At 70.4% G+C, this 24,321-nt stretch carries 18 protein-coding genes; 15 read left to right on the forward strand and 3 right to left on the reverse strand.

Annotated elements, in window-relative coordinates; translation table 11 throughout:
* Positions 1-22: 22 nt before the first annotated feature.
* From Talka_RS06210 to Talka_RS06230, 5 genes are read left to right on the forward strand one after another with little or no spacing between them, the layout of a single operon-like run.
* Positions 23-1,957, forward strand: a complete 1,935-nt coding sequence (locus tag Talka_RS06210; protein WP_143890249.1) for a feruloyl-CoA synthase — start codon at positions 23-25, stop codon at positions 1,955-1,957.
* Positions 1,954-3,237, forward strand: a complete 1,284-nt coding sequence (locus Talka_RS06215) for a thiolase family protein (RefSeq protein WP_143890250.1) — start codon at positions 1,954-1,956, stop codon at positions 3,235-3,237. The genes Talka_RS06210 and Talka_RS06215 overlap by 4 nt, the downstream gene beginning before the upstream one ends.
* A 56-nt stretch (positions 3,238-3,293) precedes the next feature.
* Positions 3,294-4,079: an SDR family NAD(P)-dependent oxidoreductase gene (locus Talka_RS06220; protein WP_143890251.1), complete on the forward strand. Its 786-nt coding sequence runs from the start codon at positions 3,294-3,296 to the stop codon at positions 4,077-4,079.
* A gap of 16 nt (positions 4,080-4,095) precedes the next feature.
* Positions 4,096-4,518, forward strand: coding sequence for an acyl-CoA thioesterase (locus Talka_RS06225; protein WP_143890252.1), 423 nt, complete (start codon positions 4,096-4,098; stop codon positions 4,516-4,518).
* Between the two features lie 4 nt (positions 4,519-4,522).
* The gene (locus tag Talka_RS06230; protein WP_143890253.1) at positions 4,523-6,205 is read left to right on the forward strand and encodes an acyl-CoA dehydrogenase family protein; all 1,683 of its coding nucleotides are present in this window, start codon (positions 4,523-4,525) and stop codon (positions 6,203-6,205) included.
* Here Talka_RS06230 and Talka_RS06235 read toward each other — a convergent pair.
* The gene (locus Talka_RS06235) at positions 6,202-6,945 is read right to left on the reverse strand and encodes a type 1 glutamine amidotransferase (protein WP_143890254.1); all 744 of its coding nucleotides are present in this window, start codon (positions 6,943-6,945) and stop codon (positions 6,202-6,204) included. The genes Talka_RS06230 and Talka_RS06235 overlap by 4 nt on opposite strands.
* 102 nt (positions 6,946-7,047) lie before the next feature.
* On the opposite strand from Talka_RS06235, the gene Talka_RS06240 reads away from it, so the two are divergent.
* On the forward strand, positions 7,048-7,545 hold the full coding sequence (locus Talka_RS06240; RefSeq protein WP_143890255.1) for a MarR family winged helix-turn-helix transcriptional regulator: 498 nt from the start codon (positions 7,048-7,050) through the stop codon (positions 7,543-7,545).
* Here Talka_RS06240 and Talka_RS06245 read toward each other — a convergent pair.
* A complete protein-coding gene (locus Talka_RS06245; protein WP_143890256.1) occupies positions 7,515-8,366 on the reverse strand; it encodes a fumarylacetoacetate hydrolase family protein in 852 nt (283 codons plus the stop codon). The genes Talka_RS06240 and Talka_RS06245 overlap by 31 nt on opposite strands.
* A gap of 140 nt (positions 8,367-8,506) precedes the next feature.
* Here Talka_RS06245 and grpE point away from each other — a divergent pair, with 140 nt between their 5' ends.
* The 3 genes from grpE to dnaJ all read left to right on the forward strand — a co-directional run bounded on the left by grpE (position 8,507) and on the right by dnaJ (position 12,356).
* On the forward strand, positions 8,507-9,100 hold the full coding sequence (gene grpE, locus Talka_RS06250) for a nucleotide exchange factor GrpE (protein ID WP_143890257.1): 594 nt from the start codon (positions 8,507-8,509) through the stop codon (positions 9,098-9,100).
* 96 nt (positions 9,101-9,196) lie between these two features.
* Positions 9,197-11,125, forward strand: coding sequence for a molecular chaperone DnaK (dnaK, locus tag Talka_RS06255; protein WP_143890258.1), 1,929 nt, complete (start codon positions 9,197-9,199; stop codon positions 11,123-11,125).
* A 97-nt stretch (positions 11,126-11,222) separates the two neighbouring features.
* Positions 11,223-12,356 (forward strand): molecular chaperone DnaJ, encoded by a 1,134-nt coding sequence (gene dnaJ, locus Talka_RS06260; RefSeq protein ID WP_143890259.1) that lies wholly within the window; start codon positions 11,223-11,225, stop codon positions 12,354-12,356.
* A 127-nt stretch (positions 12,357-12,483) separates the two neighbouring features.
* Here the strand turns inward: dnaJ and Talka_RS06265 are convergent, their stop codons facing one another.
* Complete coding sequence (locus tag Talka_RS06265; RefSeq protein WP_143890260.1) at positions 12,484-13,281, reverse strand: spherulation-specific family 4 protein; 798 nt, start codon at positions 13,279-13,281, stop codon at positions 12,484-12,486.
* Positions 13,282-13,439: 158 nt separating this feature from the next.
* Here Talka_RS06265 and Talka_RS06270 point away from each other — a divergent pair, with 158 nt between their 5' ends.
* Genes Talka_RS06270 through pelF form a run of 6 tightly spaced genes read left to right on the forward strand, consistent with a single transcriptional unit; the run spans position 13,440 to position 24,319 of the window.
* Complete coding sequence (locus Talka_RS06270; RefSeq protein ID WP_143890261.1) at positions 13,440-16,175, forward strand: bifunctional glycoside hydrolase/polysaccharide deacetylase family protein; 2,736 nt, start codon at positions 13,440-13,442, stop codon at positions 16,173-16,175.
* Positions 16,135-19,941: a tetratricopeptide repeat protein gene (locus Talka_RS06275; protein WP_143890262.1), complete on the forward strand. Its 3,807-nt coding sequence runs from the start codon at positions 16,135-16,137 to the stop codon at positions 19,939-19,941. Before Talka_RS06270 ends, Talka_RS06275 begins: the two co-directional genes overlap by 41 nt.
* 40 nt (positions 19,942-19,981) lie before the next feature.
* Positions 19,982-20,503 carry a penicillin-binding protein activator LpoB gene (locus Talka_RS06280; protein ID WP_143890263.1) on the forward strand — a complete coding sequence of 174 codons (522 nt, stop codon included), beginning with the start codon at positions 19,982-19,984 and terminating at the stop codon, positions 20,501-20,503.
* Positions 20,500-21,801, forward strand: a complete 1,302-nt coding sequence (locus tag Talka_RS06285) for a PelD GGDEF domain-containing protein (RefSeq protein WP_143890264.1) — start codon at positions 20,500-20,502, stop codon at positions 21,799-21,801. The genes Talka_RS06280 and Talka_RS06285 overlap by 4 nt, the downstream gene beginning before the upstream one ends.
* Positions 21,798-22,808, forward strand: a complete 1,011-nt coding sequence (locus Talka_RS06290) for a hypothetical protein (protein WP_143890265.1) — start codon at positions 21,798-21,800, stop codon at positions 22,806-22,808. The genes Talka_RS06285 and Talka_RS06290 overlap by 4 nt, the downstream gene beginning before the upstream one ends.
* Positions 22,805-24,319 carry a GT4 family glycosyltransferase PelF gene (gene pelF / locus Talka_RS06295; RefSeq protein WP_143890266.1) on the forward strand — a complete coding sequence of 505 codons (1,515 nt, stop codon included), beginning with the start codon at positions 22,805-22,807 and terminating at the stop codon, positions 24,317-24,319. The genes Talka_RS06290 and pelF overlap by 4 nt, the downstream gene beginning before the upstream one ends.
* Positions 24,320-24,321: the final 2 nt, after the last annotated feature.

Below are 24,321 nucleotides of genomic sequence, written 5' to 3' on the forward strand. Positions count from 1 at the left end.
GAACCACGAGGGCCGAGGAGACATGAATCGCGAACCGCACCTTCCCCCCGAGGTGGCGCAGGCGCCGTTTCGCCCGCTGCGCTTCGGCGTGACACGCGTGCACGTGCGTGACGGCCCCGCCGGGGTGCACTACCTGCGCGCCGAGCAGGCCTTGCAACCCTACCCGGCGCGCATGACCGACCGGCTGCGCCATTGGGCGCACGAGCGTGGGCAGCGCACGCTGTTCGCGCGCCGGCGCCGCCACGTTGCGGCCGACGGCACGGTGACGCTCACCGACTGGGAACACGTCACCTGGGCCCAGGCCTGGGCCACGGCGCGCGCGCTGGCGCAGGCGCTGCTGCAGCGCGATCTGTCGGCCGAACGCCCGGTACTGATCCTGAGCGAGAACAGCCTGGAGCATGCGCTGCTGGCGCTGGGCTGCATGGTGGCCGGCGTGCCGTGGGCGCCGGTCTCGCCCGCCTACTCGCTGCTGAGCAGCGATTTCGCCAAGCTGCGCCACGTGTGGGTGACGCTGACGCCGGGCCTGGTGTTCGCGCAGGATGCGCGCTACGCGCGCGCCATCGGGGCGGTGGTGCCGCCCCAGGTGGAGGTGGTGCTGGCCGAGGGCGCCCTGCCCGACCGCGCGGTGACGCCGTACGCGGCGCTGGCGGCCACCGAGCCGACCGCGGCGGTGGAGGCCGCCATCGAGGCCACCGGGCCGGACACCATCGTCAAGTTTCTCTTCACCAGCGGCTCGACCAAGGCGCCCAAGGCCGTCATCAACACGCACCGCATGTGGTGCGCCAACCAGCAGCAGATGACGCAGTCGATGCCGGTGCTGGCCGAGGAGGATCTGGTGCTGGTCGACTGGCTGCCGTGGAACCACACCTTCGGCGGCAACCACAACGTCGGCATGGTGCTCTACCACGGCGGCACGCTCTACCTCGACGACGGCAAGCCCACCCCGGCGCTGATCGGCGAGACGCTGCGCAACCTGCGCGAGATCGCGCCGACCGTGTATTTCAACGTGCCGGTGGGCTTCGAGGCGATCGCGCAGGCGATGCAGACCGACGCGGCGCTGCGGCGCACGCTGCTGTCGCGCGTGCGCATGTTCTTCTACGCCGGCGCGTCGCTGGCCCAGCCGGTATGGGACAGCCTCTACGCCAGCGCGGTGCGCGAGCTCGGCTTGCGCATCCCGATGACCTCGGGCCTGGGCATGACCGAGACCGCGCCGTTTGCGCTGTTCGTCACCAGCCCCGAGGTGCGCGCCGGCGACCTGGGCCTGCCGACGCCGGGGCTGGAGATCAAGCTGGTCGACGTCGACGGCAAGACCGAGGTGCGCTACCGCGGCCCCAACGTCACGCCCGGCTACTGGCGCAACCCCGAGGAGACCGCCGCCGCCTTCGACGAGGAAGGCTTCTTCCGCTCGGGCGACGCGGTGCGCTGGATCGACGAGACCGACGTGCACCGCGGCCTGCGCTTCGACGGCCGCATCGCCGAGGACTTCAAGCTCGCCACCGGCACCTTCGTCAGCGTCGGCCCGTTGCGCGCACGCCTGATCGCGGCCGGCGCGCCCTACGTGCAGGACGCGGTGATCACGGGTCTGAACCGCCATGAGGTCGGCGCCCTGGTCTTCCCGACGCCGCGCGTGCGCGAGCTGTGCCCGCTGCCGCCCGAGGCCTCGCTGCACGAGGTGGTGGAGCATCCGGCGGTGCTGGCGCACTTCCAGCGCGTAGTCGACGAGCTAGCGCGGCAGGCCACCGGCAGCGCCAACCGCATCGCCCGGCTGGTGCTGCTGGCCGACCCGCCGAGCCTCGACCGTGGCGAGATCACCGACAAGGGCTCGATCAACCAGCGCGCGGTGCTCACGCACCGGGCCGACACGGTGGACAAACTCTACGAGGATGCGCTGCACCCCATCGTCAAGCCCACGGTCCAGCCCCCGACCGACACCCTTTCCACGAGGACCTTGCCATGACCGACCCCCTGCGCCAGCCGCGCGGCCTGTTCAACCGGTTCGAAGACTGCTGGATCCTGGACGGCGCGCGCACGCCGATGGTGGACTACTGCGGTGCCTTCGGTGCGATCTCCCCCACCGACCTGGGCATCCACGCCGCGCGCGCGGCGCTGCGCCGCGCCGGCGTCGCGCCGGAGGCCGTCGGCGCCGTGCTGGCCGGCAACATGGCCCCCGGCGACAGCTTCCAGTACATGCTGCCGCGCCACGTCGGCCTGTACGCCGGCGTGCCGATCGACGTGCCGGCGCTGATGGTGCAGCGCATCTGCGGCACCGGCTTCGAGCTGTTCCGCCAGGCCGGGCTGCATCTGCGCGACGGCGTCGAGGTGGCGCTGGTGACGGGCACCGAGAGCATGACGCGCAACCCCATCGCCGCTTTCGAGCACCGCACCGGCTTCAAGCTCGGGGCGCCGGTCCGGTTCGAGGACTTCATGTGGGAGGCGCTGAAGGACCCGGCCGCCGGCGTCGACATGATCGGCACCGCCGAGAACCTGGCGCGCCGCTACGGCATCACCCGCGCCGAGGTGGACGCCTGGGCGGCGCGTTCGTTCGAGCGGGCGCTGGCGGCGCAGGCCAGTGGCTTTCTGGCCGGCGAGATCGAGCCCGTCACCCCCACCACCTTCGAGCGCGAGGGCTACGCGCCGCGCGCGCTGCGCCTGCCGCCGAAGGTGGAGCGCGTGGAGGCCGACACCCACCCGCGCCCCTCGCCGCCGGAGGCGCTGGCGCGCCTGCGCCCGGTGCACGCCGGGGGCGTGCAGACGGCCGGCAACAGCTCGGCGCTGGTGGATGGGGCCGCGGCCGCGGTCGTGGCGGGCGGCGCGTTCGCGCGCGACTGGCGCGCGCGCACCGGACGCTCGCCGCTGGCGCGCGTGGTGGCCGCGGCGGTGGTCGGCGTGCCGCCGGAGATCATGGGCATCGGCCCGGCGCCGGCGATCCGCCTGCTGCTGCAGCGCGCGGGGCTGACGCTGGAGGCCATCGACCGCTTCGAGATCAACGAGGCGCAGGGCGCGCAGGTGCTGGCGGTGGTGCGCGAACTGGGGCTGGACGAGGCGCGCCTGAACGTGCATGGCGGGGCCATTGCACTGGGGCATCCGCTGGCGGCCACCGGCGTGCGGCTGACGCTGACCTGCGCGCGCGCGCTGCGCGCCTGCGGCGGGCGCTGGGGCGTGGCCTCGGCCTGCATCGGCGGCGGTCAGGGCATCGCGCTGCTGCTGGAAAACCCCGACGCCGAGACCGCCGTCTGATCCACAACCCCTACCCCAACACCGGGCCACTTCCCGAGGCCCGCAAGGAGACCCCGATGCAGATCAAAGGACAAACCGCCCTGGTCACCGGCGCCGGCTCCGGCCTCGGCGAAGCCACGGCGCGCGAGCTGGCCACGCGTGGCGCACGCGTGGCCGTCATCGACCTCAACGGCGAGGCCGCCGCGCGCGTCGCCGCCGACTTGAACGCCAGGCATGGCGCCGGCACGGCGCTGGCGCTGGCTGCCGACGTGGCCAGCGCCGACGGCCTGCGCGACGCCTTTGCCCAGGCCGCCGCCGCGCTCGGCCCGGCGCGCATCCTGATGCACGTGGCCGGCATCGGCACCGCGCGGCGCATCGTCGGCAAGGACGGCCAGCCCGCACCGCTGGAGGACTTCGAGCGCGTCGTGCGCGTCAACCTGATCGGCACCTACAACGCCGCGCGCCTGTTCGCCGCCGCCTGCGCCGCCCTGCCCCCGCTGGAGGGTGGCGAGCGTGGCGTGATGGTGTTCACCGCCTCCGTGGCGGCCTTCGACGGCCAGGTCGGCCAGCAGGCCTACAGTGCCTCCAAGGGCGGCGTGGTCGGCATGACGCTGCCCATGGCGCGCGACCTGGCGCAGCATGGGATCCGGGTCTGCACCATCGCGCCCGGGCTGTTCGACACGCCGCTGATGCGCACCCTGCCCGAGGCGGTGCAGCAGTCGCTGGCGGCCAGCATCCCGTTTCCGTCCCGGCTGGGCCGGCCACAGGAGTTTGCCGATCTAGCCTGCCACATCGTCACCAACGGCCACCTCAACGGCGAGGTGGTCCGCCTGGACGGGGCGCTGCGCCTGCCCCCGCGCTGATCCCGACGGAAGCCCCATGAGCAAGACCACGGTTTACGAGGTGGAGGTGATGTTCGGCGACTGCGATCCGGCCGGCATCGTCTTTTTTCCCAACTTCAGCAAGTGGATGGATGCGGCGTCGCTGCACTTCTTCGTGCAGTGCGGCGTGCCGCCCTGGCGCGAGCTGGTCAAGACGCGCGGCATCATCGGCACGCCGCTGCTGGAGATCCACACCCGCTTCCTCAAGCCCGCCACCTACGGCGAGCGCCTACAGGTGCACACGCGGGTGGAGGAATGGCGCGAGAAGGTCTTCATCCAGCATCACGTGGTGCGCCGCGGCGACGACGTACTGTGCGAGGGACGCGAGACGCGTGCCTTCTGCATCCGCCACCCGGACGACCCGGACCGCATCAAAGCGATCCCGATCCCCGCGGACATCCGCGCGCTGTGCGGAGGTTGAGGCGATGACGCAGCCCTATCGCCCCGACGCGGCGCTGTCCGCGCGCTGGCTGCTGGACGTGCTGGATGCCCCGGCCACCTGGCGCGAGCTGCCGGCGCTGGCCGAACACGCCGACGCCGACCTCGCGCGCCAGGTGCTGGAGGAAGCCGCCACCTTCGTGCACGAGGTGGTGGCGCCGCTGAACCGCAGCGGTGACGAGATCGGTGCCCGCTGGCACGACGGCGCGGTGACGATGCCGCCGGGCTTTCGTGACGCCTACCAGGCGTTCTGGCGCGCCGGCTGGCCGGCGCTGTCGGCCCCCACAGCGCTGGGCGGCCAGGGCCTGCCGGTGGCGCTGGAGTTCGTGCTGTACGAATGGCTGAGCGCCGCCAACCACGGCTGGACCATGGCGCCGGGCCTGCTGCACGGCGCGGTGGAGTGCCTGCGCCACCACGCCGGCCCCGCGCTGCAGGCGCGCTACCTGCCCAGGCTGGTCAGCGGCGAGTGGCTGGCCACCATGGCGCTGACCGAGCCGCACGCCGGCAGCGACCTGGGCCTGGTGCGCACGCGCGCCACGCCGGCGGGCGACGATGGTTACCGGATCGAGGGGACGAAGATCTTCATCTCCGGCGGCGAGCACGACCTGACCGACAACATCGTGCACCTGGTGCTGGCACGGCTGCCCGAGGCCCCGCCGGGGCCGAAGGGCCTGAGCCTGCTTCTGGTACCGAAATGGCTGCCGGACGGCCGGCGCAACGCCATCGTCTGCGAGCGCATCGAGGTCAAGATGGGCCTGCACGCCAGCCCCACCTGCGTGCTGCGCTTCGATGGCGCCGAGGGGTGGCTGGTCGGCGCACCGCACCAGGGGCTTGCGGCGATGTTCGTGATGATGAACGCGGCGCGGCTGCACGTGGCGCTGCAGGGCATCGGCCTGCTGGACGCCGCATGGCAGAAGGCGCACGCCTACGCGCACGAGCGGCGCCAGATGCGCGCGCCGCAGCGGCGCGACCCGACGCAGCCGGCCGACCCGATCATCGACCACCCGGCGGTGCGGCGGCTGCTGGACACGCAGCGCGCCTGGATCGACACCGGCCGGCTGCTGGCCTACCGCACGGCGCTGGCGCTGGACGTGGCCCACCACCACCCGGACGGCGCGCGCCGCCAGGCCGCGCAGCGCTGGTGCGCACTGATCACCCCAGTGCTGAAGGCCGCGTGGACCGAGCAGGCCTTTCACGGCGCCAGCGACTGCCTGCAGGTCTTCGGCGGCCACGGCTACGTACGCGAGTGGGGCATCGAGCAGATCGTGCGCGACGCGCGCGTGACGATGATCTACGAGGGCACCAACGAGATCCAGGCGCAGGATCTGCTGCTGCGCAAGACGCTGCCGGATGGCGGCGCAGCGCTGGCCGCGCTGTTGCGCGGGCTGCAGAACGACGGGCCCGCCGACGCCGCCTGGCACGCCGGCGCGCAGCGGCTGCACGCGCTGCTCGGCCGGCTGGCGGCGGCCGCCGAAGCGCAGCGAACGGCGTTGCTCCCCGTTGCAGGGGACTTCCTGCGCGCGGTGGCGCTGACGCTGATGGGCTGGGCGCGCGCGCGGCTGGGTCGGCACGATGCCGCATGGGACAGCGCGGTCGGCGCGGCCTTCGACCGCTGGGTCTGGCCGGAGCAGGCCTGGCGCTGCGAGATGGTCGAGCGCGCGCTCGGCTAGGCCGCACGCCAGCGCCGCCGCCAGGCACCGTAGATGCGGTCGGCCAGGCGGTAGCTCGCCGCCTGGTGGGTGGCGGTGGCGGCGCGCATCGCCGCCGGCGCCTGCACCGTCTGCGGGTGCGCGCCGACCGCGCCCGGGTACACCTCGCCGGGGCTGGCCAGCCAGCTCTCGATCTTCAGCGGCGTGATCTCGATGTGGAACTGCATGCCCAGATGCGGCCCGAGCGCAAACGCCTGCACCGCGCAGGCGTCCGACGCCGCGAGCACCGCCGAGCCCGACGGTAGCGCCACCACGCCGTCGTAGTGCCACTGATAGACCACCGGGGCGGGCTCTTCGCCCAACCATTCGCGCGCCGCGGCGCTGCCGTCGTGCCGGATCGGCAGCCAGCCAATTTCCGGCTGCGGCAGGCGCTCGACCCGGCCCCCCAACGCACGCGCCATCAGCTGCGCGCCCAGGCAATGCCCCAACACCGGGATGCCGCGCGCGTCGGCCTCGCGGATCAGCGCCTCGGCGTGGCGCAGGCTGGCGCGCTCGTCGTTGGCGCTCCACTCCCCGCCCAGCACCGCCAGCGCCCGGTAGCCAGCCACCGAGTCCGGATACGCCTGTCCGGCCTCGGCGCAGAATACGTCCCAGCGCGCACCGACCGCATCCAGCCACGTGGCCAAGTAGCCGGGCGGATCCTCCAGCGTGTGCTGCAGCACCAGCACGTCGGGAAGCGGAACGGGGACGGCGGCGGACATGGTGCGCCGATGCTAGCCTGTGCGGCACCGGGAAGGGAGCCATTGCGCCACCACTGCGGCGGGCCACCGCGCCACGGCGCCGGTCCCCCGCCTTCGCGCACAATGCGGGGCGTGAACGCCCGCTGCCCGCCCCGTGCTGCTTCCGGCGCCGCGCCGCCGGACACCTCGTTCCTCGAGTCCCTGATCGGCTACAACGCGCGCCGCGCCGCGCTGGCCATCATCGCCCGGGTGCTGCCGACCCTGCAGCCGCACGACCTGCGCGTGGTGGAGTTCTCGGTGCTGACGGTGATCGCGCACAACCCCGGCATCACCTCGCGTCAGGTGTGCGCGGCGCTGGACATCCTGCCGCCCAACCTGGTGGGACTGCTGCGCCGGCTGGAGCGGCGCGGCCTGGTGGAAAAGCGCGCCCACCCCGGCGACCGGCGCGCGCAGAGCCTCTACGTCACCGCGCTAGGCGCGCAGGTGCAGCGACAGGCCCAGGACGCGGTGGCCGCCGTCGAGACCGACGAGGCGACCCATCTGAGCGCCGCCGAGCGCGCCACCCTGATCGCGCTGCTGCGCCGCATCTATCAAGGCAACGGCGCCGGCACCACGCGCTGACGCTGCCGCCCCAGCACGTCGCAGCCGAGCTCCATCACATCGCCGGCCTGCAGGAAGCGCGGCGGCTTGTGCCCCATGCCCACCCCCGGGGGCGTGCCGGTGAGGATCACGTCGCCGGGCAGCAGTCGCATGAAGCGGCTGAGGTAGGCGATCAGCGCGGCCACGCCGAACACCATCGTGCGCGTGCTACCGCGCTGGCACGGCTGGCCGTTGACGTCCAGCCACAGCTCCAGAGCCTGGGGATCGGGCACCTCGTCGGCGGTGACGAGCCAGGGGCCCAGCGGACAGTGCGTCGGGTAGCTCTTGCCCTTGATCCACTGGCCGTCCATCTCCAGCTGATGCGCGCGCTCGGAAATGTCGTTGGCCAGGCAGTAGCCGGCCACGTGCGCCAGCGCGTCGGCCTCGGTCACGTGCCAAGCCGCGCGCCCGATCACCACCGCCAGCTCCACCTCCCAGTCGAGCTTGACCGCCCCCGGCGGCAGCCAGACGTCGTCGTCGGGGCCGCAGACCGCCGCCGTGTGTTTGCTGAAAACAATCGGCTGGCGCGGCAGCGGCAGGCCGGCCTCGGCGGCGTGCTCGGCATCATTGAGACCGATGGCGATGACGTTGCCGATCTGCCCCACCGGCGGCCCCAGCCGCGCGGCCGGGTCCACCTCCGGCAGACGGGACGGATCCAGCCGCGCCAGCCGCGCCAGCGCGTCTGGCCCCAGCGTGTGCGGCGTCAAGTCCCCGACCACGCCAGAAAGATCACGGCGCACCCCGCGGACATCGAGCAGGCCGGGACGCTCATCGCCCGGTGGGCCATAGCGAAAAAGTCTCATGGCGTCTCACCTGTCAACGCAGTCGCATTGTGGCATGGCAGACTTGAAAGTGGCGGGTTTGCCCCAAGTTAACGGCAGTTGAATCCATCGTTCGATCGTTCGTTTGAACGAAGCTTGTCCTGCCTTTTGCCCTCGACACCATGACCGAGCACACCCACTCCGATTCGACCCCCGCGCCCGAGCAAGCCGAACAAGCTTGCCCGCCAGCGCCGCAGACCGATGGCGCCACGCCGACGGCCGCTGCCCAGGCGGAAACGCCGCCGCCAGCCGAGGCAGCTCACGCGGAATTGGCGGCGCTGCGGCAACGCGTGGCCGAACTTAACGACCAGCTGCTGCGCGCGCTGGCCGACGCCGACAACACGCGCCGCCGCGCCGAGGAGGAAATGGCCAAGGCGCGCAAGTTCGCGGTGGAGCAGTTGGCCGAAAGCTTGCTGCCGGTGGTGGACAGCTTGGAGGCCGGCCTCAACGTGCAAGAGGCCACGCTTGAGCAATTGCGCGAAGGCATGCAGGCCACGCTGCGGCAGCTGGTGAGCGCCCTGCAGCGGCACAAAATCACGCCGATTGCGCCGGCGGCGGGCGAGCGCTTCGACCCGCATCAGCACCAAGCCATCAGCATGGTGCCGGCCGAGCAGCCGGCCAACACCGTGGTGGCCACGCTGCAGAAGGGCTACCTGATCCATGAGCGCGTACTGCGCCCGGCGCTGGTCACGGTGGCCGCGCCGGCCAGCGCGTGACCTCTTGAAACCCGCGCGCGCGGCCACCAGATACGCGGCAGACCGTAACGCAAGCGCGGTGGCCCGCCACCGCATCCAGCAAGGAGCATTCGCATCATGGGCAAGATCATTGGCATCGACCTGGGCACCACCAACTCGTGCGTGGCCATCATGGAGGGCGGCAGCCCCAAGGTCATCGAAAACTCCGAGGGCGCGCGCACCACGCCCTCCATCGTCGCCTACATGGAGGACGGCGAGATTCTGGTGGGCGCGCCGGCCAAGCGCCAGGCCGTCACCAACCCGAAGAACACGCTGTTTGCGGTCAAGCGCCTGATCGGCCGCAAGTTCGAGGAAAAGGAAGTCCAGAAAGACATCGGCCTGATGCCCTACAAAATCGTCAAGGCCGACAACGGCGACGCCTGGGTGGAGGTGCGCGGCCAGAAGCTCGCTCCGCCGCAGGTCAGCGCCGAGGTGCTGCGCAAGATGAAAAAGACCGCCGAGGACTACCTCGGCGAGCCGGTGACCGAGGCCGTCATCACCGTGCCGGCCTACTTCAACGACGCGCAGCGCCAGGCCACCAAGGACGCCGGGCGCATCGCCGGTCTGGAGGTCAAGCGCATCATCAACGAGCCGACCGCCGCGGCGCTGGCCTTCGGCCTGGACAAGGCCGGCAAGGGCGACCGCAAGATCGCCGTCTATGACCTGGGCGGCGGCACGTTCGACATCTCGATCATCGAGATCGCCGACGTCGATGGCGAAAAGCAGTTCGAGGTGCTGTCCACCAACGGCGACACCTTCCTGGGTGGCGAGGACTTCGACCAGCGCATCATCGACTACGTCATCACCGAGTTCAAGAAGGAGCAAGGCGTTGACCTGTCGAAGGACGTGCTGGCGCTGCAGCGCCTGAAGGAGGCCGCCGAGAAGGCCAAGATCGAGCTGTCCTCCAGCCAGCAGACCGAGATCAACCTGCCCTACATCACGGCCGATGCCACGGGGCCCAAGCACCTCAACATCAAGCTGACGCGCGCCAAGCTGGAAAGCCTGGTGGAAGACCTGATCGAGCGCACGATCGAGCCGTGCCGCGTGGCGATCAAGGACGCCGGCATCAAGGTCAGCGACATCGACGACGTCATCCTGGTCGGCGGCATGACGCGCATGCCGAAGGTGCAGGAAAAGGTCAAGGAATTCTTCGGCAAGGAGCCGCGCAAGGACGTCAACCCCGACGAGGCGGTGGCCATCGGCGCGGCCATCCAGGGCTCGGTGCTGGCCGGCGAGCGCACCGATGTGCTGCTGCTGGACGTCACGCCGCTGTCGCTCGGCATCGAGACGATGGGCGGGGTCATGACCAAGATGATCAAGAAAAACACCACGATCCCGACCAAGTACTCGCAGATCTTCTCCACCGCCGAGGACAACCAGCCGGCGGTGACGATCAAGGTCTATCAAGGCGAGCGCGACATTGCCGCGCACAACAAGCTGCTGGGCGAGTTCAACCTGGAGGGCATCCCGCCGGCGCCGCGCGGCGTGCCGCAGATCGAGGTCACGTTCGACATCGACGCCAACGGCATCCTGCATGTCTCGGCGCGCGACAAAGGCACCGGCAAGGAAAACAAGATCACCATCAAGGCCAACTCGGGTTTGACCGAGGAGGAAATTCAGCGCATGATCCGCGACGCCGAGGCCAACGCCGCGGAAGACAAAAAGAAAGTCGAACTGGTGCAGGCGCGCAACCAAGCCGATGCGCTGGTCAGCTCGGTGCGCAAGAGCCTCAAAGAATACGGCGACAAGCTCGAAGCCGCCGAACGCGAGCGCATCGAGGCCGCGATCAAGGAGCTGGAAGACGCCGCCAAGGGCGACGACAAAGCTGCGATCGAGGCCAAAACCGAGGCGCTGATGAGCGCCAGCCAGAAATTGGGCGAAAAAATGTATGCCGACATGCAAGGCTCGGCGCAAGCCGCCTCATCGTCCGGCGCCGCCGCCAGCAGCGGCAAGGCTGGCGACGATGACATCGTGGACGCCGAAGTCAAGGAGGTCAAGCGCGGCTGAGCGCAGCGCCGGCTTTCGACCCTGATGCAACGCCGCGCGGGGGCGCACAAGCACCCGGCGCGGCTTTTGTCCACCTCGCGACGCACCGACAACTCCCATGGCCAAGCGCGACTACTACGACGTTCTGGGTGTGCCCCGCAACGCCAGCGACGACGACATCAAAAAAGCCTATCGCAAGCTGGCGATGAAGTACCACCCGGACCGCAACCAGGGTGAGGCCGCCAAGACTGCCGAAGAAAAATTCAAAGAAGTCAAAGAGGCTTACGAAATCTTGTCCGACCCCGACAAGCGCGCGGCTTACGACCGCTACGGTCACGCCGGGGTCGATCCGACCATGCGCGCCAGCGCCGGCGCCAGCGACGGCTTTGCCGGCTTCACCGAAGCGTTCGGCGATATCTTCGGCGATCTGTTTGGCGCTGCGCGCGGCGGACGCGGACGCCAGGTGTATCGCGGCGCCGATCTCTCTTACACCCTCGAAATCACGCTGGAGGAAGCCGCCCGCGGCAAAGAGGCGCAAATTCGCGTGCCCAGTTGGGACACCTGCGACACCTGCGGCGGCAGCGGCGCCAAGCCCGGCACCAGCGTCAAAACCTGCCCGACCTGCCACGGGCACGGCGTGGTGCAAATCCGTCAGGGCTTCTTTAGCGTGCAGCAGACCTGCCCGCACTGCCGCGGCAGCGGCAAGATCATCCCCGAGCCCTGCCCCACCTGCCACGGCGAGGGGCGCGTCAAGCGCCACAAGACGCTGGAAATCAAAATCCCGGCTGGCATCGACGACGGCATGCGCATCCGCTCCAGCGGCAACGGCGAGCCGGGCCGCAACGGCGGCCCGCCCGGCGACCTCTACATCGAAATCCGGGTGCGGCGGCACGACATTTTCGAGCGCGACGGCGACGACCTGCACGTGCAGGTGCCGGTCAGCATCACCACCGCAGCGCTGGGCGGCGAGGTGGAAATTCCGACGCTGGACGGGCAAAAAGCCGTGATCGAGATTCCGGAAGGCACGCAAACGGGCAAGACCTTCCGCCTGCGCGGTCGCGGCATCAAAGGCGTGCGCTCCAGCTACCCTGGCGACCTCTACGCGCACATCGTGGTGGAAACCCCGGTCAAGCTCACCGAGCACCAGCGCCGGCTGCTGCGCGAGCTGGATGAGTCGTTCCGCAAAGGCGGCACGCGCCACAGCCCGCACGAAAAAAGCTGGTTCGAAAAAGCGCGCGATTTTTTCTCTTGATGGGCAGGCGGTGGCGGCGCTGAGAAGCGCGCAGCCGGCTGCCCGCTTTCCAAGCCTGCGCTGCCAGGGCAAGCCAGCCGTCCATCAGGCCGCGTGCGTTGCCCCCCCCGCGTCAAAAAGCCCCCGCTTAAAGCGCGGCTTGCTGCGCCCAATACGAAGGCAGCCGCAGATGGTATTCCGCGGAGCTGGCATCCGTGACAAAAAAGCCGTGCAGCCCCTGCTGGCGCACGAAATCGTACACGGGGCGCAGCGCCTCGGGCGGCGCTGAATACACGATCAAATGGCTGCGCGCGCGCCAGGGCCGCAGCGCATCCGGGAAGCGATACGCCGAAAACGCCGTCCAGCGGTCTTCAAACACCACGATTTCCACCGCCGGGTCGAGCCGAAAATAACCTGCATCCGGCGTCGTGCCCGGATTGAGCACGATCAAACCGCCCGGCTGCAGCCGCCGCCAGCCGGCGATCAAATCGGCGTAATACGCCAAACCGCTGGGCTGCGCAGCCACTTCATCGACAAACAGATGGCGCACGCCGTAAAGCTGATCCCAGCGCGCCGCCGCATCCAGCACCGCAGCCAGCGGCACGCGGGTGTAATCAGTGGCCACATAACCCAACACTTCGTGCCCGCCCTGGCGCGCCAGCGCGATCGAGCTGGCCAAGGTCTCATCGCGGCGGCTGCCGGGGCCGCTGGCGGCGTTGGCGATGATCCAGTGCGCCGGATCGCGCGGGGCGCTCACCGCGGCCCACAGCGCGGCGTCGCGGAAATACGCCGGCACCAGCAGCCGCGGTCGCACGATCGCAGGCGCCGGCGCCTCATCGCCGCCGCCACAACCGGTCAATCCGCCGGCCGCCCAACCCAAGCCGGCGGCCAGCAAGCCACGACGTTTCAAACCAGGAACGAATTCGACCTTTTGGCGCCGCATCATCGGAATGCCCTTTTTGAAGAGGGATCAACTGCCCAACCGCAATTATCCTGCTCTATTGTCACGAAACCATCGTAACCCAAGCCATCGCCGCGCGTTGATGAAAAGCAATCAAACTTGACTGACGCTGAGGCAATTTTCTGGATAAGATAATAGGTTTTATGTTCGCGAACTTTATTCGGCTAAGCCTCAGCTTGCTGACGCTGCTGGCCCCCTTCGGCGGCTGGGCGCAGGCGCCGTCGGTGGCGTTCTACTACGGCGCGGCTTGGCGCCCCGAGCTGGCGGCGTTCGACATCGTGGTGCTGGAGCCCGCTCACGGCCACGATCCGCAACGCCTGCGCGCGCCGGGGATGGAGCCGTTCGCTTATGTCAGCGTAGGGGAGCTGCCCGACAGCCATCCCGCCGCCGCGCAGGCCTCGGCGGGTTGCCTGTCGGCGGTGCGCAACCCGCACTGGGGCGGACGGATCTGGAGCCATGCCGAGGCGGCGTGCCGCGGGTTCTGGATCGAGCAGGTTTTTACGCCGCTGTGGCAGCGCGGCTGGCGCGGATTTTTCCTTGACACGCTGGACAGCTTCCGGCTCGACCCGCAACTGGACCCCCTCCAGCAGCAAGCCGGGCTGGTGGAACTCATCCGCGCCATCAAGCAACGCGCCCCGCAGGCGCGCCTGATGCTCAACCGCGGCTTTGAGCTGTTGCCGCAGGTGGCCGACGCGGTGGAGCTGGTGGCGGCGGAATCGCTGCTGCACCGCTTTGACGCCGCCCGCGGCGCCTACGGCCCCACCACCGAGGCCGACCAGCAATGGCTGCTGCAGCAGCTGCGCCAAGTGCAGCAGCGCCATGGCAAGCCGGTGGTGGTGATCGACTATGTTGCGCCCACCGAACGCGCGCAAGCCCGCGAGCTGGCCGCCCGCATCGAGCAGCTGGGCTTCATCCCCTACGTCACCGACGGGCTGTTGCAAGGCGTCGGCGTTGGACGGGTGGAAAGCCTGCCGCGCACGCTGCTGATCCTGCTGGATCGCCAGCGCCACCCCGATCTGCAGACCACGCCGATGCTGCGCTGGCTCGACATGCCGGCTCAGTATCTGGGTTACCGCACCGAAGTGGTGTCGCTGCAGGGTCCGTATCCGCAAGAGCCGCTGAGCGGTCATGTGGCCGGCATCATCGTTTGGGGTCAGGGCGCCGTGAATGACCCCACGGGTCTGCAAACCTTCCTGCGCCGCGCGCGCGCCCAGGGGTTGCCGATCTTGGTGCTGAACGATTGGGCATTCGATCCACGTGTGCTGGATCCTGCCCTGCGCACGGTGCGCATCGCGGCGCAAACTCCGCTGCAGCACGAGCGGCTCGGTGTCGAAACGCGCCCGCCGGCCCGGCTGCCGGGGCCGGTCACAGGTCTGGCTGGCCCTGATCTGCGCCGCTGGGCCTGGGCGGGGCCGGGAACGCTGGTGGGCACCGCGCCGTGGGGCGGCTTTGCGCTGCAGCCCGCGCTGCTGGATTTTGTGCCCGGTTTCAAGCAGATGCGCTGGCTGGTCGATCCGTTTGCGCTGCTGACCGAGGCGCTGCGGCTGCCGCCGATGCCGGTGCCGGATGTCACCACCGAAAGCGGTCGGCGGCTGCTGACCATTCACATCGACGGCGACGGCTTCGTCAACCGCGGCGAGTGGCCCGAGCGTCCCTTGGCCGGCGAGGTGTTGCGGCGCTTTATCGAGCGGCACCCTTGGCCGCACAGCATGTCGCTGATCGAAGCCGAGCTTTCCCCGCAAGGCCCTTACCCTGAAACGGCCGAAGAGGCGCAACGCATCGCGCGCCGCCTGTTCGAGCTGCCATGGGTGGAAGCCGCCACCCACACCTTCAGCCACCCTTACCGCTGGCAGCCGCTCGAACAAGCCGCGCGCAACGATGAGGATGTCACTGAGCTGAACTACAACCTGATCATCCCCGGCTACCAATTCGACCTGCAGCGCGAGGTCGAAGGCAGCGCCGCTTTCATTCGTCGCCTGCTGCCGCCGGGCAAGGACGTGCGGCTGCTGTTCTGGTCGGGCGACTGCAACCCGAGCGCCGCCCAGATCGCCCACGTGCGCCGCGCCGGCCTGCTCAACCTCAACGGCGGCGACACCCTCAAAAGCCAGCAATGCCCAAGCCTGACCTGCGTGGCGCCCATGGGCATCGTCAAGGACGGGCAGTTGCAGGTCTATGCCCCGCTGGCCAACGAAAACCTCTACACCAACCTGTGGACCGGGCCGTTCTGGGGCTATCAACGCGTCATCGAAACGCTGGAGCTGACCGAGTTGCCCCGCCGTCTGAAGCCCGCAAGCATTTACTACCACACCTACTCCGCCTCCAAACCCGCCTCGCTGCAGGCGCTGGAAAAGGTTTATGCCTGGGCGCGCACGCAGCCGCTGCATCCGCAGCCGGTCAGCGCTTACGTGCGCAAGGTCGAGGATTTCTTTGAGCATTTCGCGGTGGCGCGGCTGCCCGACGGCCGCTGGCTGCTCAAGGGCCGTGGCGACGTGCGCACCGTGCGCCTGCCAACCGGCAGCCGCCCCGACTGGGCGCGCAGCGCGGGTGTGGCCGGCTACACCGATCACCCGTCCGGCACTTACCTGCATCTGGCCGCGCTGCCGGCCCAACTGGCGCTGCGCGAGGCCACCGACGCCGACGACATGCCGTATCTCATCAGCGCCAACGCCGCGATCGGTCAGCCCCAAGCGGTGGCAGGGCAGCGCTGGCGCTGGACGCTGCAAGGCCACGTCCCCGTTGAAGCCGAATGGCACCTGCCAGACGGCTGTCGCCTCCATCCCGCCACCCCTGCCACAGCGACCTCATCCGCGGGTCGCCTCGTCCGCGTCACAAGCCCCCATGCCACGGTCACCCTGGACATCGACTGCCCGCGCCGCTGAGCGCCCGGCGCGCGCCGTGCCGCCCTGGGGCATCGCTTTGCTGGTGCTCGGGGTGGTGGCGGCGCTGGCGGCGCTGCAGTGGCGGCAACACGCTGGCGACTCCAACCGCCAGATTCAGGCATTGGATCGCCTCGTGCAAGCGGCCGCCTCGGAAGACCCGCGTTCGGACCCAGTGGCCCTGATGGCCGAAGTCGAACGCCTTTTGCAGGAACGCCGCCCGGCTGAGGCGCTGGCGCTGCTGACGGCGCTGCAAACTCAAGGCAGCCCGGATCAGCAAGCGTGGGCGCGGCAGCGCGCCTGGTACGCGCGCTGGCAGCTTTGGCACGCGCAGGGCTGCGCCGCCCCGAACATCCACGCGGCGGCGGAATGTGAGGCCGACGCCGACGCGCTCACCGCCGACGCTTGGCCCTTGCTGCGCGAGTCCGAAACCAGGCTGCCTGCCGCCATGCGCGAACTGTTGCAGCAATGGCTGTGGCAGCGCGCGCCGCTGGCCCAGCTGCAAGCGCACGCGTCAGCGCTCACCGCTGCCGACCCCGCGGCCGCGCCGCTGCCGCAGGCGTTGAGCCGCGCCGCCCAGGCCGCGCTGGCGGCAGGTCTGCAGCGGCGCAGCGCGGAGCTGTGGCTTTGGGCCGCTGAAGCCAGCCCACCCGGCGCAGCGCGGTTGCACGCCTGGGGCCAGGCGTTGCGCGCACTGGAAAGCGCCGGGCAATGGCCGCTGCTGCTGCGCTGGCTGCAAGACCACGAAGATTGGTTTGTCCACGACCGCCAAGGCTTGCTCGAGGCGGTGCGGCTCAGCCGCGCCGCGGGTCAACCGCAGTTGGCGTTGCGCTACGTCAACAAGTTGCTGGCCCTCACCGAGCGGACGGCCCCCGCGCCGACACCGCCGGCAGCCCGCTTGAGCGACGCTACCGCCCTGCCCGGATCGGCGCTGGGCCCACGGCTGTGGGCATGGCAGCGCGCGCAGGCGCACGCCGGCGCCTGGCCCGGCGGCTGGCGGCGCGCCGCCTGGCCGGCATCGGGGCCGACGTCGGAAACGGCGCCCTCTTCTCGGTCTGCGCCTAACGTCAAGCCGAGCCTCGACTTGGAGGTGATGGAGCTGGCCTACCAAGTCTTCCTGGAAAACCGCAAGCTCGACGACGCGCTGGCGCTGGCGCAGCGCGTCGCGCAGCAGCGCCCTGACGACCTGCGCTGGCAGCGCCGGCTGGCGCAAGTGGCGGAATGGAACCAACGCCCCGAGCTGGCGCTGGATGCGTGGTGGCAGGCGGCGCGCTTAAGCGACGAACCCGCCGCCTGGGAAGCCGTGCGACGCCTCTCGATCGGCCTGTTGCGCGACGACGCCTACGTCGCCTACCTGCAGCAGCGGCTGCAGCGTCAACCTTCGGAAACCGCCACCTGGCTGGAGCTGGCCAGCGTGCAGGAACGCTTGGGCGACCCGGAGGCCGCCTGGCAAACGCTGCAGCGCGGCTGGCAGCAGCTGCCCGATGCGGCGCTGGCGCGCGCCTTGGCCGAACTGGCCGAACGACTGGGCCGCACGCGTGAGGCCATCGTCTGGTGGAACCGCAGTGCGGCGCCTCCATGGCCGGCGGAGCTGGCGCAGCGCGTGGCGTTGCTGCACCTGCTGCTCGACGAACGCGAGCAAGCGCTGGCCGTGCTGCGTCAGGCGCTGGAGCCGCAGACCGACACCCCTGAAGCCGACGACTACCGCCGGCTGCGTGCCGAGCTGGCGCTGGAAAGCGGCGACGCCGACGATGCCAGCCGCCAACTGCGCGCCTTGGCCGAGCGGCCCCAAGCCAGCGCGCAAGACCTGGCCGACTGGGAATACGCCCTTGAGGTGGCCGGGCGCGAACTGGAAGCCGCGCAGGCCGCAGCCCTGCTATGGCACCGTCATCAGCAGGAAGAGGCGCTGATACGCGCCCTCACCCGCTGGCAAAACCACGCCCGGCTGGATGCAGCGCAAACGCTGCTGGCCTCGCTGACCGAAGGGCAACGCGCCCAGCTGGAGCGCAACCCGCGCTACCTGGTGGCCGCCGCACGCCAAGCGTGGCAAACCGGTCAATGGCCCGAGGCGCGCCGCCTCTACGGCCTGGCGCTGCAACGCGCGCCGCAAGACGCCGACATCGTCGAGGCCGCCCTTTGGTTCACCCTCGACACCCAGGACGTGGCTGCGGTGCGCCGCCACTGGAGCCGCCACGGCGCCGTGGTGCAAGACCGGCTGGAGCTGCGCGTGGCGGTGGCCCTCACGCTGGGCGACGTGGCCGAAGCGTGGCGCCTGACCGCCCCCACCCTGCGCGAGCGGCGCCACGACCCACTGTGGCTGACTCAGGCCGCCGACATCCTGCAAGCGCTGGATCGGCACGACGAAGCCTGGCAACTGCGGCTGCACACCTGGCGCCAACTGCGCCGCCAGCCGCTGGCGCCGCAGACCATGCTGCCGATCCTGCGCGCGCGGCTGAGCGCCTTTTTGCAGCCCGGCGACGCCGAATGGGCCGCGCTGCGCGAGGTGGCGGCGCTGCCCGATACCGCGGCAGCCCGCAGCGTGCTGCTCGCGCAGTGGATTCAGCGCGGCCAATACTCGGCGGCGCGCGCCTGGATGCTGCGCCATGTCGCGCCAGGTCTGGCCCAGCCCGGCTGGGCTGAGCTGGCGGTTGCGCTGGCCGAGGACGACCGCGAGGCCCTGCAGCGCCTGCTGGAGGACCCGCGCCCGCTGCCGCGGCGCGACGTGGTGCAAGCCGCCCGACGGCTGGACGAAGCGCAAGCCGCCACGCTGGCCGCCGAGGGGCTGGAGCGCTACCCCGACGACGACCTGCTGCACGAGCAATGGGTGGCCCTCACGCGCAGCCAACGCAACCGTTTCAGCGTGGAGCTGCAACGCACCGAGCGGCCCGCCTGGGACGAGCTGCAAACGTTGCTGCATTGGCAAGCGCTGCTGACCCCGCACCTGCGCTTCAGCGTCAACCTGCAGCGCTTCGAGCGCTCGCTGCAGCGGCCCGACTTGCTGGCCGCGGTGCCAGACGAACGCCAGCTGCAGCTGCGTCTGGACGCCGGCGACGCGCGCGAATCCTGGCAGTGGCGCTTGGGCTGGCTGGAAGCGCTGGGCACGCACGCCTCGCTGGGCTTGCGCTGGCAGCGCCGCTGGGATCGCCTGCAGCTCGGCTTGGAAGCCGGCTGGGCCGAGCCGGCCAGCGCCAGCGACAACCTGCGCCTGATCGGGCTGCAAGACTGGCTCGGCGCCGACCTGGTCTGGCCGCTGCAGCCCACGCTGGCGCTCAACGTGCGCGCCAGCGCCGCGCGCTGGCGGGCGCAGCCTGGCGGGGTCACGCTTGGCCGCGGCCAGCGTCTGGACGCGATCCTGAGCTGGCAGGCCGAAGCCAACCCGCACGGCCTGCGCATCGATCTGGGCTGGAACCGCCAGCGCTACCGCGCCGCCGACCCCAACGACCTGCCGGCGCTGCGCGCGCTGCTGCCAGCTGGCGCCACGCTGTTTGCGCCGGACGCCTTCGTGCCGCGCAGCCGCACGCAGTGGGCGCTGACCGTCAGCCACGGGCTGACGTTGCAGGCCGAGCCGCGCCGCGGCTGGCTGCCGTATGCGGCGCTGACCTGGTCCACCGACAGCGAACTCGGCGCCGGCGTTGGCGGCCAATTCGGCCTTGCGGGCAGCGTGCTGGGCCATGATCGCGGCCTGATCGGGCTGCAGCTCGACCGCAACCTCGGCGCCAACCCCGGCCTGACCCGCCGCCTGCTGCTGCGCTATTGGGCCGACCTCTGACTTGGACTTGACCTCGATGAGACTCTATAAGGAACCCGCCATGCAACGACGCCGCTTGCTGTTCGCCACTGCCGCCGTGCTCGCCCTGAGCGCCTGCTCCACGGTGCAGCGCTCCAGCCGCCCCACGCTGCAGCCCAACGCCGTGTGGGCCGTGGCCCCTTTTGCCAACCATACTGAAACCCCGATGGCCGGGCGGCGCGCCCAGAGCATCGTCGCCGAATGGCTGGCCGCCGCGGTGTCCCCGTCGGTGGTCACCCCGCCGGTCGAATGGCTGGATGAAAGCCTGTTTGAAAAAGGCCAACTGCGCAGCACGCCCGAGCTGCTGCAGTGGGCCAAGTCCGCCGGGGCGCGCTACCTGGTCATCGGTCAGGTCTCGGAATGGCGCTACAAGGTGGGCGTCGATGGCGAGCCCGCCGTGGGCCTGGCGCTGACGGTGCTGGATGTTGGCAGCGGGCAGCGCGTCTATAGCGCCGTTGGCGGCAAGAGCGGCTTTTCGCGCGAGTCCCTGGCCGGCGTGGCGCAAAAGCTGGTGCGCGAGCTGCTGGGGCCGCTGGCGCCATGACGTCGCTGGCCTTGCGTGCCAGCCCCACGCTGGCGCAGCGTTGGGATCACGTCCAGCCCCGCCCGTGGGCGCTGATCGAAGCCGTGGCGCTGCCGCTGCTGGCAGGGCTGCTGGCCGCGGTGTTGGGCAACACGGGTTGGCTCAGCGGCGAGCCGGGCTTCCCATGGGCGTGGCTGGCGCCGTGGATCGTCACGCTGCGCTACGGCACGCTGGCCGGCGCTCTAGCCGCAGCGGCGCTGACCGCCTTCGGCGTGATTTGGCTGGGCGCCAGCTTTGCGCAGGCCGACTGGACGGGTTGGGCCGGGGGGTGGATCGTCACCCTGATCCTGGGCGAATTCGCCGACCGCTGGATCGATCGGGTGCGCCGACATCAAATCGAGCGCGATTACGCCCATGATCAACTGCAGCGCTTGAGCCGCCAGCACTACACCCTGCGTCTGTCGCACGACCGCCTGGAACAGGAGCTGCTGCACCAGCCGCTGACGCTGCGCGCGGCGCTGGAGCAGCTGCGCCGCTTGGGGCCGGATACCTCCGACGCCGAGGCCGGCCGCCTGCTGTTGCAACTGCTCGCCGGCTTTGCCAAGGTGCAGCAGGCCACGCTGCACCGGCTCGACGAAGCAGGCCGGCCCGAGCCCGCGCCGCTGGCGCACCTGGGCCCGCCGCAGCCGTTGGACCCCAACGATCCCATGGTGATGCAGGCGCTGAGAAGACGCCGGCTCGCGCATGCGCGCGACGTGGAAGAGCTGGTCGCTTCGCGCTACCGGGCGGTGCTGCCATTCGGCCCCGATGAGCAACCGCAATGGCTGCTGGTGGTGCATCACCTGCCGTTTCTGGCGCTGCACGATGGCACCCTGGTGGCGCTGCAGGTGCTGTGCGATGACTTTGCGGCGCTGCGTCAAGCGCGCCTGAGCGCAGCCGACGTGCTGCGCGAGCAGCCCGGCTGCGCGGCGGACTTCGCGCTGGAGCTGCAGCGCCTGCACCGATTGCAACAGCGCTGGAGCCTGCCCTCCACGCTGGGCGTGCTGCACGCTGACAGCACCCCAGCGGCGCACTGGTTGCCGCGGATTGCCGCGCAGCTGCGCTCGCTTGACCTCAGCTGCGAACCGGCCCCAGGCCGCCTGTTAGTGGTGTTGCCGCTGACGCATGGGGCGGGCAGCGAAGGCTTCTTGCAACGCATCGAGCAGTGGCTGCAGCGTCAAGGAGCGGGCGGCTTGGCCGAGGCCGGCTTGCGCTGGCGCGCCCGCACGCTGGATGCACCACCCGCTGCGCTGCTGCGCTGGGGCATGGAGGACGCATGAGACGGCTGCCGCGAGGCGCCATGGCGCTGCTGCTTGGCTTGCTCGGCGTGGCCCTGGAACTGGCAGCCGCGACCGCCTGGCTGGCCCAAGGTCTGGATCGGACGTTGCTACCCGCATTTTGGGCTACGCACGCGGTGGCCAGCGTGCTCATGGCCAGCGCTCTGGTGTGGGGCTTGGCCCGTGCGCGACATCAGCGCCGTCCTCGGGTCGTGATGCTGGTGACTGCGCTGTTGATGGCCTGGCCGCTGCTGGGCTGGGTGCTGCTGCCGCTGGCGCTGGGGCAGCTGCGCCGCCTGCAGCCCGGGCCGGCACGCCAACGCTTTGGTGAAGTGCACTTACCAGCGCTCGAGCGCATCGAACCCCGGCGCCTGGCGCGTCGCGTGGCGGGGCTAGGGACGCAGGTGGCGCGCGGCGCTGCGCCGCTGCCGCTGCAGCAGCAAGTGCTGACCTTGCTGACGCAACGCCCCTCGGCCGTTGGTAACCAAACCTTGGCAGCGCTGCGCGAAACCGGCCAGCTGGAGGACGTGCGGCTGCTGGCCTACGGCGTGCTCGACCGCCAGCAGCAGCGCCTGCAGCACTGGATCGATCAGGCGCGCGCGGCGCTGCCCACCGCCGCCGATCCGGCGCGGCTGCTGGCGCTGTTGGCCGAGCTGCACTGGGAGCTGGCGCACCAAGGGCTCGCCAGCGATGACCTGCGGCAGCACGCGCTGCAACAAACCCTTCACTGGCTGCAGGCGCTGCAGCAACGGCAAAGCCAGCTCGCGCCCCCGCAACGGTTGTTGCGGCTGCGGACGTGGCTGGCCTTGGGCCAGCACGACGCCGCCCGCGCCGAGGTGGAGGTGATGGCCCGCGAACCCCGCCCCGATCCGGCCTGGCTGCCCTACATGGCCGAGTGGGCCTACGAAGCCAACCAACTTGATCGGTGCCGGCACTGGCTCGGCCAGCTGCCCGCCGCGCTGCTGAGCGACAAAGTGCAACCCGTGGTTCGTTATTGGACGCGCGCATGAACGCCGATGTGATGCTGCTGCTGGAAGGGACCTACCCCTACACTCGCGGCGGGGTGGCGGCATGGGTCGATCAACTCGTGCGCGCTCACCCGCAGCTGCGCTTTCATGCGGTTTATATCGGCGCGCGTGCCCGCGACGCCGGCGCGCCGGTCTATATCCCACCACCCCAGGTGGTGGCCTTGGACACCATCTGGCTGTTCGAGCCGCAGGAGCTGCAATCCCCACCCGATGTGCGGCGCCGCCTGCATGAGCCCGCAACACCTTGGCAAGCCGCCGTGCAGCGCTGGCACGACGTCTTCCTCGGCATCCAGCCGGCCCCCACCACGCTCGGAGCTGAAGTGGCCGAGGCGCTGCTACGCGACGACGGGCTGCAAGCCCGGCACTACCTGCATTCGGACTTCAGCTGGACGATGATCTGCGAGCGCTACCAGCGCCACTGCACCGACCCTTCGTTTGTCGATTATTTCTGGACCAGCCGCACGCTGCACGCGCCGCTGTGGACGCTGGCGCGCTGGGCACGGCAGTTGCCGCCGGCGCGGGTGTATCACAGCATCTCCACCGGCTACGCGGGGTTTCTGGGCGCGCTGCTGAGCCATCGTGACCGCCGCCCGCTGATCCTCACCGAACACGGCATCTACACCAAGGAACGGCAAATCGATCTGGCGCTGGCCACCTGGGTGCCCGACAACCGCCATCCGCTGTTGCGCGACGACACCGAAACGCCTTACCTGCGCGGGATGTGGACCCGCTTCTTTGAATGGCTGGGCCGCTTCTGCTACGAGCGCGCCGACCCGATCGTGTCGCTCTACGAAGCCAACCGGCAACGCCAAATCCGCGACGGCGCCGCGCCGCAGCGCACGCGCGTCATTCCCAACGGCATCGACGTGGAGGCGCTGGCGGCGGCGCGCCGTCCCGCCGGGGCTGCCATCCCGCGCGTGGTGGCGCTGATCGGTCGCGTGGTAGCGATCAAAGATATCAAAACCTTCATCCGCGCGATGCGCCGTGTGGCCAACCTGCGACCCGATATCGAGGGCTGGATCGTCGGCCCCACCGACGAAGACCCCGACTACGCCGCCGAGTGCCGTACGTTGATCGAGCAGCTCGGGCTGCAGGATCGCGTCAAGATGCTGGGCCTGCAGCGCACGCCGGAGGTGCTGCCGCGCGTCGGCGTCACCGTGCTGTCCTCCATCAGCGAGGCGCTGCCGTTGGTGGTGCTGGAAAGCTTGGCCGCAGGCATCCCGGTCATCAGCACCGATGTCGGCGCCTGCCGCGAGCTCATCGAGGGCTGTCCGACGGATGCGGACGACGTGGCGCTGGGCGCCGCGGGGGTGGTGGTGCCGCCGGCGCAGCCCACGGCGCTGGCCGACGCCATCGTGGCGCTGCTGGACGACCCGCCACGCTGGCACGCCATGGCCGAGCGTGGCCTGGCGCGCGTGCGACGGCGCTACCGCGACCGCGACATGCACGCCGCTTACCGGCAACTTTACGCCGATGCCCTGGAGCGCGCCTGATC

This window comes from Tepidimonas alkaliphilus, from assembly GCF_007556595.1.
GTDB classification, from domain to species: domain Bacteria; phylum Pseudomonadota; class Gammaproteobacteria; order Burkholderiales; family Burkholderiaceae_C; genus Tepidimonas; species Tepidimonas alkaliphila.